The sequence below is a fragment of the Pseudomonas sp. PSB11 genome (assembly GCF_014596605.1).
Taxonomy (GTDB): Bacteria; Pseudomonadota; Gammaproteobacteria; order Pseudomonadales; family Pseudomonadaceae; genus Aquipseudomonas; species Aquipseudomonas umsongensis.
This window is the reverse complement of sequence record NZ_NOIO01000020.1, coordinates 37,751-51,447: the sequence shown is the minus strand read 5'-3', so window position 1 is coordinate 51,447 and position 13,697 is coordinate 37,751. Positions and strand designations below refer to the sequence as shown.

13 protein-coding genes are annotated in these 13,697 nt (G+C 61.9%); all 13 read right to left on the bottom strand.

The window, feature by feature from the left end; genetic code table 11:
• Positions 1–126: 126 nt before the first annotated feature.
• The 13 genes from CGA21_RS21130 to pedF all read right to left on the bottom strand — a co-directional run bounded on the left by CGA21_RS21130 (position 127) and on the right by pedF (position 13,531).
• Positions 127–1,863, bottom strand: a complete 1,737-nt coding sequence (locus CGA21_RS21130; protein ID WP_110754371.1) for a NahK/ErcS family hybrid sensor histidine kinase/response regulator — start codon at positions 1,861–1,863, stop codon at positions 127–129.
• Positions 1,847–3,010, bottom strand: a complete 1,164-nt coding sequence (ercA, locus tag CGA21_RS21125) for an alcohol dehydrogenase-like regulatory protein ErcA (protein ID WP_046817120.1) — start codon at positions 3,008–3,010, stop codon at positions 1,847–1,849. The genes CGA21_RS21130 and ercA overlap by 17 nt, the downstream gene beginning before the upstream one ends.
• A gap of 195 nt (positions 3,011–3,205) precedes the next feature.
• On the bottom strand, positions 3,206–4,348 hold the full coding sequence (gene pqqE, locus CGA21_RS21120) for a pyrroloquinoline quinone biosynthesis protein PqqE (RefSeq protein WP_188264977.1): 1,143 nt from the start codon (positions 4,346–4,348) through the stop codon (positions 3,206–3,208).
• Positions 4,326–4,598 (bottom strand): pyrroloquinoline quinone biosynthesis peptide chaperone PqqD, encoded by a 273-nt coding sequence (gene pqqD / locus CGA21_RS21115; RefSeq protein WP_188264976.1) that lies wholly within the window; start codon positions 4,596–4,598, stop codon positions 4,326–4,328. The genes pqqE and pqqD overlap by 23 nt, the downstream gene beginning before the upstream one ends.
• Complete coding sequence (pqqC, locus tag CGA21_RS21110; protein ID WP_188264975.1) at positions 4,595–5,347, bottom strand: pyrroloquinoline-quinone synthase PqqC; 753 nt, start codon at positions 5,345–5,347, stop codon at positions 4,595–4,597. The genes pqqD and pqqC overlap by 4 nt, the downstream gene beginning before the upstream one ends.
• 122 nt (positions 5,348–5,469) lie before the next feature.
• Positions 5,470–6,384 carry a pyrroloquinoline quinone biosynthesis protein PqqB gene (gene pqqB, locus CGA21_RS21105; protein WP_188264974.1) on the bottom strand — a complete coding sequence of 305 codons (915 nt, stop codon included), beginning with the start codon at positions 6,382–6,384 and terminating at the stop codon, positions 5,470–5,472.
• 55 nt (positions 6,385–6,439) lie between these two features.
• A complete protein-coding gene (pqqA, locus tag CGA21_RS21100) occupies positions 6,440–6,511 on the bottom strand; it encodes a pyrroloquinoline quinone precursor peptide PqqA (protein WP_003253598.1) in 72 nt (23 codons plus the stop codon).
• Between the two features lie 244 nt (positions 6,512–6,755).
• Positions 6,756–8,276 (bottom strand): aldehyde dehydrogenase family protein, encoded by a 1,521-nt coding sequence (locus CGA21_RS21095; protein ID WP_110754382.1) that lies wholly within the window; start codon positions 8,274–8,276, stop codon positions 6,756–6,758.
• 244 nt (positions 8,277–8,520) lie between these two features.
• On the bottom strand, positions 8,521–10,296 hold the full coding sequence (locus tag CGA21_RS21090; protein ID WP_188264973.1) for a PQQ-dependent methanol/ethanol family dehydrogenase: 1,776 nt from the start codon (positions 10,294–10,296) through the stop codon (positions 8,521–8,523).
• Positions 10,297–10,464: 168 nt separating this feature from the next.
• Positions 10,465–11,403 (bottom strand): quinoprotein relay system zinc metallohydrolase 1, encoded by a 939-nt coding sequence (locus CGA21_RS21085; RefSeq protein WP_188264972.1) that lies wholly within the window; start codon positions 11,401–11,403, stop codon positions 10,465–10,467.
• 16 nt (positions 11,404–11,419) lie between these two features.
• Complete coding sequence (locus CGA21_RS21080) at positions 11,420–12,181, bottom strand: quinoprotein dehydrogenase-associated SoxYZ-like carrier (protein WP_188264971.1); 762 nt, start codon at positions 12,179–12,181, stop codon at positions 11,420–11,422.
• A 9-nt stretch (positions 12,182–12,190) separates the two neighbouring features.
• Positions 12,191–13,066, bottom strand: coding sequence for a substrate-binding periplasmic protein (locus tag CGA21_RS21075; RefSeq protein WP_110754390.1), 876 nt, complete (start codon positions 13,064–13,066; stop codon positions 12,191–12,193).
• A 3-nt stretch (positions 13,067–13,069) separates the two neighbouring features.
• On the bottom strand, positions 13,070–13,531 hold the full coding sequence (gene pedF / locus CGA21_RS21070; RefSeq protein ID WP_110754392.1) for a cytochrome c-550 PedF: 462 nt from the start codon (positions 13,529–13,531) through the stop codon (positions 13,070–13,072).
• Positions 13,532–13,697: the final 166 nt, after the last annotated feature.

Genomic DNA, 13,697 nt, shown 5'->3' with positions numbered 1-13,697 from the left:
CGAGCGATCACGGAAAAAGCGGGCGCTCTACGGCCCCCGTCAGTCATGTTCGACAGACTAAAAGCCGCACCGCCGGCACTCAATGACCGAAACTGACAACTTAATGATCGAAATGTGCAGCTGCGTTCACGCCGGCGCCCCCAACAACTGACTCAACACCGCTCGCAACTTGCCCGGTTTCACCGGTTTGTTCAGCAACGGCGCCTCGAGCCGCTGCAATGCGCGCCGGCACTGATCCGTACGGTCCGCGGTGATGATCACCGCAGGAATTGACTGGCGGTAATGCTCACGCAAATGCCTGACCACATCACATCCCACCACGCCGTGGTCAAGGTGATAGTCCGCCAGGATCAGTTCCGGGGCCTGGCCGGCCAGGGCTGCCAGCGCCGAGGCTTCATCGGTGGCCGTGACGACGTCGCAGCCCCACTGCCCGAGCAACGCGCCCATGCTCTGCAAGATGCTGACTTCATTGTCCAGCACCAGCAAGCGCCGGCCCGGCAATGGATTGCCCGTGCCCGATTGAGGCACCGTGAGGCTGATGGGCAACGGCACTTCACGGGAGATCGGCACCTCGATGCTGAACATCGAACCCCGGCCGGGCAGTGAATGCACCTGGATCCGGTAGTTGAGGATTTTTGCGATGCGCTCGACGATCGCCAGCCCCAGCCCCACGCCCTTGCGGTCGGCCGCGCGGCCAACGTCCAGTTGATTGAATTCGAGGAAGATCGAATCGAGGCGATCGGCCGGAATCCCGCGGCCGGTGTCCCACACTTCCAGGCGCAGCTTGTCGCCCCGGCGCCTCGCCGCCAGCAGGATGCTGCCCTCGTCGGTGTAGCGGCAGGCGTTGCTGAGGAAGTTGCGCAGGATCCGGGTCATCAGGCGCAGGTCCGTGCAAATGGCGTAGTCGCCCATGTGCACCCGTAAACGCAACCCGGCGGCCTCGGCCACGGACTGGAACTCCGAGACCAGGGGCCCAAGCAACTCGTCGAGGCGATACAGAGCGACATCCGGCTTGACCGCCGCTTGATCGAGCCTTGAGATATCCAGCAAATCGGTGAGCAGATCCTCGGCGCCTTCCAGTGCCTGGTGAGTGCGTTCGACCAGCACCTGCTCGACCTCGGGCAGCTTGCGCTCACGCAAGGTGGAGATCAGCAACCGTGCGGCGTTGAGGGGTTGCAGCAGGTCGTGACTGGCGGCAGCGAGGTATTTGTCCTTGCTGTGATTGGCGGCCTGGGCGGCGTCACGGGCGTCGCGCAAGGCCTTGGCGATCTGCTTACGCTGGGTGATTTGCTGTTGCAGGTTGCGGTTGGCTTCCAACAGCTCATCGGTGCGCGCGGTCACGCGCTGTTCCAGTTCGTCGTTGAGTTGCTGCAGGCGTTGCTGGGCGAGTTTGCGTTCGGTGATGTCGGCGACGAATCCTTCCACCAGCCCTTCCTGGTCGGGCTTGAGCAGCAGGTTCATCAGCACGTCGAGATGGCTGCCATCCTTGCGCCGCAACTGGGTTTCATAGCCGTGCAAGCTGCCCTGGTGGGTGAGGATTTCGCCAATGTTTTCCAGCTCCTGCACACCGCCGACAAACAAATTGCTCGCCAGGTCCGCCAGGGAAAACAGCACCTCCTGCGGGTCTTGATAGCCAAGCATGCGCGCCATCGCCGGGTTGGCGGCGCGCATGCCGTCTTGCAGGCTGGCCTGGAAAATCCCGTGGACCGCGTTTTCGAACAACCATTTGTAGCGATTGCGCTCGGCTTCCAGTTCATCCAGGCGCGCGGCCAGCTCCGGGTAATGGCTCTTGCGCGCCGAATGATTGCCTAATCCGAGCAGGCCCGCCAGTGCCCGTTGTTGCTCGTCAGAGGGCTTCGCCATAGACGACCTCGACATCACGCTGGCTGGATTCACGCGGGTTGGTGAGGATGCACGGGTCATCCATGGCGTGCTGAGACAGGAACGGAATGTCGGAGGTCCTGACCCCGTGCAAACCGAGGGTTTCATGGAAACCGATGGCGTGCTTCAGGGCGATCAAGTGCTCCACCAGGCGCCCGCAGATCTGCCGGTGATTGAGGCCCCGGCAGTCGATGCCGAACGTCTCGGCGATGACCTTGAAGCGGTCCGGCGCCGAGTCGTAGTTGAACGCCACGACGTGTTCGACCAGCACCGCGTTGCACAGGCCATGGGGCAGGTCGAGAAAGCCGCCGAGGCTGTGGGACATGGCATGCACCGCGCCGAGGATCGCATTGGAAAACGCCAGCCCGGCCTGCATGCTGCCGAGCATGATTTTCTCGCGCAGGGCGATGTCCGTCGGGTTGGCGATCATCTGCACCAGGTTGCCGTTGATCAGGCGCATGGCTTCCAGTGCATGGGGATCGGTCAGCGGCCCGTGCCCGGTGGAGACGAAGGCTTCGATGGCATGCACCAGCGCGTCGATACCGGTACAGGCCGAGAGGAACGGGTCCATGCTCAGGGTGGTTTCGGGGTCGATCAGCGACACGTCCGGTACCACCGCCTTGCTGACGATGGAGAACTTCATGCGCTCCTGCTGATTGGAGATGATCACGAATTGCGAGACGTCGGCCGAGGTGCCGGCCGTTGTCGGAATCAGGATCAGCGGCGGGCTCGGTACGCGGATGGTGTCCACCCCTTCGAACTCGAGGATGCTGCGGCCATGGGCGACGACGATGCCGATGCCTTTACCGCAATCCATCGGGCTGCCGCCGCCGACGGCGACGATCACATCGCAGTGATTTTCCCGGTACAGCTCGGCACCGAGCATCACCTCTTCCACCCGCGGGTTGGGAGAGACGGCGCTGTAGAGGCAATACTCGATACCCAGGGCTTGCAGGCTGGCTTCGACATCCGCGACCCAACCGGCGGCAATCACCCCCGGGTCGCTGACCACCAGGACCTTGCGCGCGCCAAAGGTCTTGGCGTAGTTGCCGACGTTATGCCGGCAGCCGGCACCGAAGATGATTTCAGGCGAAACGAATTTACGCAGTTGACTGAGACTCTGGCTCATTGGAAAGCCTGTTTTTTATTGTTTTGGAAGGTAAGGTCCACACTAACCCATCCAGTGGTGAATGCAATCAGACCAATGGCTGGATTCACCGCAGATCCCTTGTGGGAGCGGGCTTGCTCGCGAATACGGTGTGCCAGTCGGCATATTCTTAACCTGACACACCGCATTCGCGAGCAAGCCCGCTCCCACAAGGGTTTATCCGCGGTAGATCAGGCGGGAAGCCTTCTCATTGCGCAACCTCAAGTGTTCCATACCCAGCCCTGGCGCATCGGCTTCCTCCCGGGCCTTGAGGATCACCCCGTGATGAGGCGACTTGCTGCACACCGGGTCGGCGTTCTCGGCATCGCCCGTCAACATGAACGCCTGGCACCGGCACCCACCCAAATCCTTGTGTTTTTCATCGCAGGAACGGCAGGGTTCCTTCATCCACTCATGGCCGCGAAAACGGTTGAAGCCAAACGAATCGTTCCAGATGTGCTCGATGCTGTGCTCACGCACATTGGGAAATTGCACGGGCAATTGCCGGGCGCTGTGACAAGGCAACGCCGTGCCGTCCGGGGTGATGTCGAGAAACAGGTTGGCCCAGCCATTCATGCAGGTTTTCGGGCGTTCTTCGTAGTAATCCGGGGTGACGAAGATCAGCTTGCACGGATGGCCCTGGGCCTCAAGACGCTCGCGATACTCGTTGGTGATGCGCTCGGCGCGTTGCAATTGCTCGCGCGTCGGCAACAGGCCGACGCGATTGAGCTCGGCCCAGCCATAGAACTGGCAGGTGGCCAATTCGACGAAATCCGCTTCCAGTTCCAGGCACAAATCAATGATCCTGGCGATGTCATCGATGTTGTGTCGATGGGTGACGAAGTTCAGCACCATCGGATAGCCCTGGGCTTTCACCGCCCGGGCCATCGCCAGTTTCTGCGCGAACGCCTTGCGCGAGCCGGCGAGCATGTTGTTCACCGCTTCGTCGGCGGCCTGGAAACTGATCTGGATATGATCGAGCCCGGCGACCTTGAAGTCCCGCACCTTCTGCTCGGTCAGGCCGATGCCCGAGGTGATCAGGTTGGTGTAGTAACCCATGTCCCGGGCGGCCTTGATCAACTCGGCCAGGTCTTGCCTTACCAGTGGTTCGCCACCGGAAAAGCCCAACTGCGCGGCACCCATGTCCCGCGCCTCACGGAATACCCGGATCCATTCCTGTGTGTCCAGTTCCTCGCCGTGCCGGGCGAAATCCAATGGATTGGAGCAATACGGGCACTGCAACGGACAGCGATAGGTCAGCTCCGCCAACAGCCACAACGGCGGTCCCGGTAGCGCGTCATTCGATCCAGAATTGCGCATGGGCCACCTCCAGGAAGGCCAGCACGTCCTCGTCGATCCCCGGTACGTCAGGAAAACTCGCCGTCAGCTGATCGATGATCGCCGCGACGTTGCGCTGGCCGTCCACCAGTTCGAGAATCTGCCCGGCACTGGCGTTGAGTTTGATCATGCCTTCGGGGTACAGCAGCACATGGCAGTCCTGGCGCGGTTCCCATTGCAGGCGAAAGCCCCGGCGCAATGAGGGTGACTGCTCGCGATCGATCAGGCTCACAGGGCAATCCCCCGATGCCAGACGTTGTCCCGGGTGACGGTGTGATACGGCGGACGCTCCAGCTCATAGGCCATGCTCATGGCATCGAGCATGCTCCACAACACGTCGAGCTTGAATTGCAGGATCTGCAGCATGCGTTGCTGGGCCTCGAGGGTGACGTAGTGTGCCAGGGTGATGCGCAAGCCGTGTTCGACATCGCGCCGGGCCTGGCTCAGTCGCGTGCGGAAGTAGTCGTAGCCGGCGACGTCGATCCACGGGTAATGGGTCGGCCAGGCATCGAGTCGCGATTGATGGATCTGCGGTGCGAACAGCTCGGTCAGCGAGCTGCTCGCCGCTTCCTGCCAACAGGCACGACGGGCGAAATTGACGTAGGCATCCACGGCGAAACGTACGCCGGGCAGCACCAACTCCTGTGACAGGATCTGCTCGCGATCGAGCCCCACCGCCTCGCCCAGGCGCAGCCAGGCCTCGATACCGCCTTCGCTGCCGGGCACGCCATCATGATCGAGGATGCGTTGCAGCCATTCGCGGCGCACTTCACGGTCGGGACAATTGGCCAGGATCGCGGCGTCCTTGAGCGGGATGTTGACCTGGTAGTAAAAGCGATTGGCGACCCAGCCCTGGATCTGTTCGCGAGTGGCGCGGCCGGCGTACATCGCTTGATGGAACGGGTGGTGGATGTGGTAGTAGGCGCCCTTGGCACGCAGGGCCTGCTCGAATTCGGTGGGGGTCATGGCTGTATCGGTCATTGCGGGTCTCCGGGGAATCTTCGGTGTCTGATCCGGCCTCAACGCTGGCAAGCCAGCTCCTACAGGGTTTTGCGGCGTACACGAACCTGTAGGAGCTGGCTTGCCAGCGATGGGGCCATCAGCTACAGCTCAATACTCATGCCGTCATAAGCCACCTCGATCCCCCGCCGTTCCAGCAACGCCCGCTCGGCCGAGTCTTCATCGAGGATCGGGTTGGTGTTGTTGATGTGGATCAGCACCTTGCGCTGGCGGGGAAAACCTTGCAGCACTTCCAGCATGCCGCCGGGACCGCTCTGGGGCAGATGGCCCATGTCGCTGCCCAGGCTTTGACCGACCTCGCAGATACGCATCTCGTCATCGCGCCATAGGGTGCCGTCCAGCAACAGGCAATCGGCGCGCTGCATCCAGGCCAGCACTTGATCATCGACCTGGCCCAGGCCAGGTGCGTAAAACAGCGATGCGCCGCTGCGTTGGTCTTCAACGAACAACCCGATGGTGTCGCCCGGTTGCGGATCACCGCGATTGGGCGAATACGGCGGTGCGTTGCTGACCAGGGGAATCGCGTGAAACCGCAGGTGCGCGCAGGCGCCGATACTGAAGGGTTCGCGATCCAGTGCAACCGGTTGCCACTGCAACCCACCATTCCAGTGCCTGAGCATGGTAAACAGCGGGAAACCGCTGCTGAGATCCTGATGAACCCGCTCGGTGCACCACACCGCATGTGGGCAGCCTTCGCGCAAGCTCAACAGGCCGGTGCAGTGATCGATCTGGCTGTCCAGCAGCACCACGCCGGCGATGGCGCTGTCACGCAAGCGTCGCGCCGGTTGCAGCGGCGCAAAACTCTCGAGTTGCGCGCGGATGTCCGGTGAAGCATTGCACAGTACCCAGTCCACCCCGTTGTCGCTCAGGGCAATCGAGGACTGCGTGCGACGCCGGGAGCGCAGGCTGCCATTGCGCATACCGGCGCACTGGCGGCAGTTGCAGTTCCACTGCGGAAAACCACCGCCAGCAGCGGAGCCGAGAACGCGGATGTGCATGGGCAATGCTCCAGAAGGCAGGCCCGGCCAACGCAACGGCTGGCCGGGTGGTCAATCAACGGTTGGCGAAATACATCGTCACTTCGAAGCCAATGCGCAGATCGGTAAACGCGGGTTTAGTCCACATGGGTCATTCCTCTTCTTGTGCCGGGCGATTCCGGTAGAGCCATTAATGCACGGGGCACCGGGCGCCCGAATGCTACTTTCGAAGGAGGTTTGGGGGGGCTTTGGTAGGGGGTAAACGTATACATGAAACACACATAAACCCCTGTAGGAGCTGCCGCAGGCTGCGATCTTTTGATTGTGAATTCCAAGATCAAAAGATCGCAGCCTGCGGCAGCTCCTACAGGGGTTTATGTGCAGTCAGTGAGTTAGAAGAACCCGAGCGGATTGATGTCGTAGCTCACCAGCAGGTTTTTGGTCTGCTGGTAATGGTCGAGCATCATCTTGTGGTTCTCCCGGCCGACGCCGGATTTCTTGTAGCCACCAAACGCCGCATGTGCCGGGTACAGGTGGTAGCAGTTGGTCCATACGCGCCCGGCCTTGATCGCCCGGCCCATGCGGTACGCGCGGTTGATGTCACGGGTCCAGAGACCGGCGCCGAGGCCGAACTCGCTGTCGTTGGCGATGGCCAGCGCTTCGGCTTCGTCCTTGAAGGTGGTGACGCCCACCACCGGCCCGAAGATTTCTTCCTGGAACACGCGCATCTTGTTGTGGCCCTTGAGCAGCGTCGGCTGGATGTAATAGCCGCTGGACAGGTCACCTTCCAGGCGCTCGGCCGCGCCGCCGGTGAGCAGCTCGGCGCCCTCCTCCTGGGCGATGGTCAGGTACGAGAGGATCTTGTCGTATTGCTGTTCGGAGGCCTGGGCGCCGACCATGGTCTCGGTGTCCAGCGGGTTGCCGCGCTTGATCTTGACGATCTTCTTCATGACTTCGGCCATGAACGGTTCGTAGATCGATTCCTGCACCAGTGCCCGGGACGGACAGGTGCAGACTTCGCCCTGGTTGAAAAACGCCAGTACCAGGCCTTCGGCGGCTTTTTCGATGAACGCGGGTTCAGCGTTCATGATGTCTTCGAAGAAGATGTTCGGCGACTTGCCGCCCAGTTCGACAGTGCTCGGAATGATGTTCTCGGCAGCGCAATGCATGATGTGGGCGCCGACGGGGGTCGAGCCGGTGAAGGCGATCTTGGCGATACGCTTGCTGGTGGCCAGGGCCTCGCCGGCTTCGCGACCGAAGCCCTGGACGATGTTCAGTACACCCGCCGGCAGCAGGTCGGCAATCAACTCGGCGAAGACCATGATCGAAAGCGGCGTTTGCTCTGCGGGCTTGAGCACGATGCAGTTGCCCGCGGCCAGCGCTGGCGCGAGTTTCCAGGCGGCCATCAGCAGCGGGAAGTTCCACGGAATGATCTGCCCGACCACGCCCAATGGCTCGTGGAAGTGATAGGCAGTGGTCAGCTCGTTGATCTCGGCGGCGCCGCCTTCCTGGGCGCGGATGCAGCCGGCGAAGTAACGGAAATGGTCGGCCGCCAGGGGTACGTCGGCGTTGAGGGTCTCGCGCACCGCCTTGCCGTTGTCCCAGGTTTCGGTGACGGCGAGGATTTCCAGGTTTTGCTCGATGCGGTCGGCGATTTTCAACAGCACCAGGGAGCGGTCCTGGGCCGAAGTCTTGCCCCAGGCATCGGCGGCGGCATGGGCGGCGTCCAGGGCCTTGTCGATATCGGCGGCGCTGGAGCGCGGGAATTCGGCGATCACTTCACCGTTGACCGGCGAGGTGTTGGTGAAGTACTCGCCATTGACCGGCGCGACGAATTCGCCGCCGATGAAGTTGCCGTAGCGTGGCTTGAAAGTAACGACGGCGCCAGGTGTTCCGGGTTGGGCGTAGATCATGGTGGGCCTCTGTCTGGGTCAATGCCTGTGCAGGCGATGAACCGATACTAGAGAGCCCCGCACGCCAGACGAATGCATCGTTGGCAGGAGGGACTCTCGTTATTTGGTCGTAGGTTCTGCACAAATCCAAATGTGGGAGCGGGCTTGCTCGCGAAGGCGGTGTGTCAGCTACAAAAATGCCTAATGACAGACCGCATTCGCGAGCAAGCCCGCTCCCACAGGGGGGTTGTGATGGGTTGGGGAGTTAGTGCTTGGCTACCAGATCCTTGGGCAGCTTGAAGGTCCAGAGCATGCCGCCCTGGTTGAAGTCCTTCACCCGCTTGGCCACTTCGCCGCCCCACAGCGGCACGGCGCCGCCCCAACCGGAGAGCACCGAAACGTACTGCTCGCCGTCCATTTCCCAGGTCACGGGCGAGCCGAGCACGCCAGAGCCGGTCTGGAATTCCCAGACCTTCTCGCCGGTCTTGGCGTTGAACGCCTGCAGGAAACCTTCCGGCGTGCCGGTGAATACCAGGTTGCCCTTGGTGGTCAGTACACCGCCCCACAGCGGCGCGAAGTTCTTGTGCCGCCACACTTCCTTGCCGGTTTTCGGGTCGATCGCCCGCAGCACGCCGATGTAGTCTTCATTCAATGGCTTGATGGTGAAGCCGGCACCGAGGAACGCCGCACCTTTCTTGTAGGCGATGCCTTCGTTCCAGATGTCCATGCCCCATTCGTTGGACGGCACGTAGAACAACCCGGTGTCGCGGTTGTAGGCCATCGGCATCCAGTTTTTCGCGCCGAGGAATGCCGGCGCTACGAACACCGAGCTGCCTTTGGCTTCGGTGCCCGGTGCGCCAGGACGGCTGGCTTCGTTGTAGATCGGCCGGCCGGTTTTATCCAGGCCGGTGGCCCAGGTGATCTTGTCCACGAACGGAAAGCCACGGATGAATTTGCCGTTGGTGCGATCGAGTACGTAGAAGAAACCATTGCGGTCAGCGGTGGCCGCCGCCTTGATCTCCTTGCCGCCCTCGGTGTAGTTGAACGACACCAGTTCGTTGACGCCGTCATAGTCCCAACCGTCGTGGGGCGTGCTCTGGAAGTGCCACTTGATGGTGCCGTCGTCCGGGTTGAGCGCCAGGCGCGACGACGAGTAGAGGTTGTCGCCGGGGCGCAGGTGCGAGTTCCACGGTGCCGGGTTGCCGGTGCCGAACAACAGCAGGTTGGTTTCCGGGTCGTAGTAACCGCCCAGCCAAGGCGCCGCGCCACCGGTCTTCCACAGGTCACCCGGCCAGGTCTTGCCCGCCTCGCCGCCGGAGATGCCGTTTTCCACGGCTTTGCCGTCCTTGTAGACGTAACCCATGTGGCCTTCGACCGTCGGCCGGGTCCACAGCAAAGTACCGTTTTTCGGGTCGTAGGCTTCGATCTTGCCCACCACGCCGAATTCGCCACCAGCCACGCCGGTAATCAGCTTGCCGTTGATCACCAGTGGCGCGGCGCTGATCGAGTAACCTTCCTTGTGGTCGGCGACTTTCTTGCTCCAGACCACCTTGCCGGTGTCCTTGTTCAGCGCCACGAGCTTGGCGTCGAGGGTGCCGAAGATCACCAGGTCGCCGTACAGCGCGACGCCGCGGTTGATCACGTCGCAGCAGGGGCGAATGTCATCCGGCAGACGCGCGTCGTATTGCCAGAGTTTCTTGCCGGTGCGTGCATCCACGGCGAACACCCGTGAATAGGAACCGGTCATGTACATCACACCGTCCTTGACCATCGGTTGCGCTTGCTGACCGCGCTGCTTTTCCCCACCGAAGGAGAAGGCCCACGCCGGTCGCAGTTCCTTGACGTTGTCGACGTTGAGAATGTCCAGCGGGCTGTAGCGCTGCCCCTGCACACCCAGGCCGTTGGTCACGACCTGCTCGGGGTTTTTCGGGTCCTGGAGAATGTCCTGGTCGGAAACCCCGGCCAATGCCTGACCGGACAACAGCATGGCACTGAGCAACAGGCTCAAGACGAAGGGCTGGCGACGTGCGGGTTGAGTCATGACGGCTTCCTCTGCAGTTTTTGTTATTTCCGGGAAATTTTCCCGGTCTGGTGCAGATTCTTGGGCGCCGCCGCCCGGACAACAATTGCCCGCAATGTGGAGATTTCTAGTTCCTTGGTACAGGTTTGGATGCTGACCAGCACCGATCCCACAGGGGATTGGGGTGGGTCAGTTGTTGGCGGCGGAATCGACTCGCGTCATCTGCGCACGCTCATACCGCGGGTACAAATGGCTGACGCTGCGAATCAGCTCATAGCGGCTCAGGCTGATCCCGGCGAATCGCTCAGGAATGGGGCTGCGGATCATCTCGCTCATGTCGCTACCATTGGCCGCACCGTCGCGCATCAATTGATCGAGCCAGCCCAGGTAGTCGCGCATCTGTGCGAAGGGTTGAGGATCGCTGGCAACCGGGCCGTGACCGGGCACGATCTGCTTCCAGGGCAGACCCTGCAGGGTCGCGATATCGGCCAGCCACACCGATAGCCCCGGACTGTTGGGCGTGGTCAGTGCCCGTTGATAAAACACCAGGTCGCCGGCAAACAGCACGCCGGTTCGCTGGTCGAGAATAGCCAGATCCGCACCCGTATGCCCACCCAGGCTCAGCAGGCGCAGATCGTGATTCCCAAAACTTTTCTCACCGGGCGTCAGCGTCTGCGTCGGCAACACCACTTCGGTGCCACGCATCCAGTCGCCAACCAGCCGGTACATGTTCTCGGCCATGGCGTCGCCCTGCTTTTGCAGTAACTCAGTGGTGCCGGCCAGGGCGCCGATCGGCACGTCGATAAACGCCTGGTTGCCCAGCACATGATCAGGATGATGATGGGTCAACAGGACCTGGATCACCGGCTTGTCGGTGGTCGCCGCAATGGCCCGACGCATGGCCTCGCCATAACGTCTGGACGGCCCGGTATCGATCACCACCACGCCGCGCTCGGTAACGATGAATGCCGTGTTGACGATGTTGCCGCCATTTTCCCTGGCGAAATTATCGGTGCTGCCTTCCAGCAACCAGGTGTCTTCGGCGATCTGCCTGGGCTTGAGCGAGTACTCCAGATCAGCCATGGCTGGCAGGCCCAGGCCGAGCAACAACAGCAGCATCCAACGCATGACAGGCTCCTTGAATTCAGGGGATCGACGCATCGAATTGATTGCCGCTGTTATCCCGTAGCAACAGGCGCGTCTGCCCTGCCCCTTCGATATCAAAGGCCAGGCTGGGGTTTTCGCTGACGGCGGGGAACAGTTCGAGACGGGCCAGCAGTTGATCGTGCTGATCGCGCAGCTCGGCATGTTCGAGGAAAAATTCCGGGATGCCACTGACCATGCCGTTGTCCATCGGATGTGCCACCTGCACGCGCACGCGGCTGAATTCACCACGAGGATAACGACCACCGAGCACCTCACCGACATGCTCTTCCCAACCCGCCTCAGTGCGCACCACGCTTGGCGCGGTGCAACCGCCACCCGCGGCGTCGATCAGGGTCGACCCCACATGCCACACGCCGTCACGGGTCAGTACCGCCGCGCGCAAAGGCGTTGCCTGTTCGACGCGGATGCGGATCGACAGCCATGGCAGCACGCCACTGAGCGGCTGGAAATCGACGATTTTCGGCAAGGGGTTGAGTTCAGCCCAGGCGAGGATCCTGACCACTTCGCCCTTGAAGGCTCGGGCATCGATTTCCAGCGGCACTTGACGTGCGTCTTCGGCGAACGGTGGCGCCAGCACTTTGACCCGCTCATCGAACACGAACGGCGCCTCACCGAGCATTTGCTTGTGATAGAAGGCCCACATCACCGACGGCACCGGGTCTTTGCCGGGATCGACAGCGCCCGCATGGGCTGCCAGGCTCAAACAGCAGGCCAACAGACAACTCCTTTGCCAATTCATCGCCTGCTCCTATTGGTACATTTCGGGCACGTCGTAGCGCAGGCCGTAACGGCCGTAGATGGTTTTCACCGAACCCTCGCGGATCAGGCTTTCCAGCGCCTCCTCCACGGCATAGGCCAGTTGCCGATTGCTTTCGTGGACGGCCATGCCGATCTCCCAGAGTTGCTTGCCCATGTTCGGGTAAGCGTTTTCTGCCAGGGCCAATTGCGGGTCGGCGGCTTCGTGCACCTGCCAGTCGATTTCGCCACGCATGGCCATGACGGCGTCGACCTCACCGGCCTTCATCGCCGCAAACGCCTGGGGCACGCCCGGATAGTGGCGGGTCTTGCCGGCGAGCATGCCGTTGAACACCGAGGTCAGGTAGAACGACGGTACGCTGTCGACCTCGACACCGATCGGATGCTGTTCAAACACCGCGACGCTGGCGACCTTGTCCAGCCGGCGGCGGTCGTAAGCGACTTGCCATTGCTCGTTCTGGTAAGGGCCGAACATCACCACATGGCCGTTTTCCATCTCGCCGAATTCGTTGCGTTTCTGCGCATAATCGCGGTCATAAGGCACCCGCATCATCAGGTCGGCCAGTTGCTGGTTGTGCAGTGGGCTGGCACGCCAGATGTAATCGCGCAGGTCATCGTCGAGCTTCTCCCCGGCGGGCGCCCAGATCAGCGTCAAACGCACACCCAGGGCCTTGGCCAGCGCCTGGGCCAGTTCCACGTCTACGCCCCGGGGGTGGCCCGCGTCTTCAAAACTGTAGGGGGCGAAGTCCTTGTAGACCGCCACTTTCAGTTCACCGGCGGCGATCATTTCGTCATAGTTGCGAACCTGCGCCTGCACCGACTGGCAGCACAGCCACACAGCGCTGATCAATACCGCGAGCAGGCGCATGGGTCACTCCTCGACGTGGACGCTGTCCAAATACGTACGCACCGCCCACAGGGCTTCCTGGCTCAGGTAATCCGCCATTTTCGGCATGTAGACCCGACCATCACGCACCGCGCCGTGGCGCACTCGTTCGACGAACCACTCATCACCGGCATCCGCGACATCGAGCATGCGCAAATCGGGGGCGATGCCACCGGACTTGGCTTCCAGGCCATGACAGGCCGCGCAGTTCTGGTTGTAGGCCGACGCGCCGATTTCCACCGCCTTATCGTGCTCCGGGGAAGTACGGTAAGGGTTCACCGCCGCCCAGCCATCGGCATCGAGCGGTACGCCGGCATCCTTGATCGGGGTCAGGCCCTGGGTGGCGACGGCCTGCGGCACCACATTGCCGTGGGCCCAGACGGAACCCGCACTGATAAGACCGGCCAGCAGCCCGGTCACGAGCAAGGCGTTGCGTTTTGTTGTCATTGTTATGCCCTCAGGATTGCACGCAAGACCTCTTGGCAGAGGCTATGGCAGCCATCTTAGAAACCCCGTGGCGCGCACCCCATGCTGCTTTGGTGGCCGGCGCCTAATCCCTTGGTAGTAAGGCCTTGGAGGGACACCTAAATCAGGTGGCACCTGGGAAGTTTTC

Coding starts and splice junctions, on each gene's coding strand:
- CGA21_RS21130 (WP_110754371.1), bottom strand. CDS start 1,863: ATGGCGAAGCCCTCTGACGAGCAACAACGGGCACTGGCGGGCCTGCTC.
- ercA (WP_046817120.1), bottom strand. CDS start 3,010: ATGAGCCAGAGTCTCAGTCAACTGCGTAAATTCGTTTCGCCTGAAATC.
- pqqE (WP_188264977.1), bottom strand. CDS start 4,348: ATGCGCAATTCTGGATCGAATGACGCGCTACCGGGACCGCCGTTGTGG.
- pqqC (WP_188264975.1), bottom strand. CDS start 5,347: ATGACCGATACAGCCATGACCCCCACCGAATTCGAGCAGGCCCTGCGT.
- pqqB (WP_188264974.1), bottom strand. CDS start 6,384: ATGCACATCCGCGTTCTCGGCTCCGCTGCTGGCGGTGGTTTTCCGCAG.
- CGA21_RS21095 (WP_110754382.1), bottom strand. CDS start 8,276: ATGATCTACGCCCAACCCGGAACACCTGGCGCCGTCGTTACTTTCAAG.
- CGA21_RS21090 (WP_188264973.1), bottom strand. CDS start 10,296: ATGACTCAACCCGCACGTCGCCAGCCCTTCGTCTTGAGCCTGTTGCTC.
- CGA21_RS21085 (WP_188264972.1), bottom strand. CDS start 11,403: ATGCGTTGGATGCTGCTGTTGTTGCTCGGCCTGGGCCTGCCAGCCATG.
- CGA21_RS21080 (WP_188264971.1), bottom strand. CDS start 12,181: ATGAATTGGCAAAGGAGTTGTCTGTTGGCCTGCTGTTTGAGCCTGGCA.
- CGA21_RS21075 (WP_110754390.1), bottom strand. CDS start 13,066: ATGCGCCTGCTCGCGGTATTGATCAGCGCTGTGTGGCTGTGCTGCCAG.
- pedF (WP_110754392.1), bottom strand. CDS start 13,531: ATGACAACAAAACGCAACGCCTTGCTCGTGACCGGGCTGCTGGCCGGT.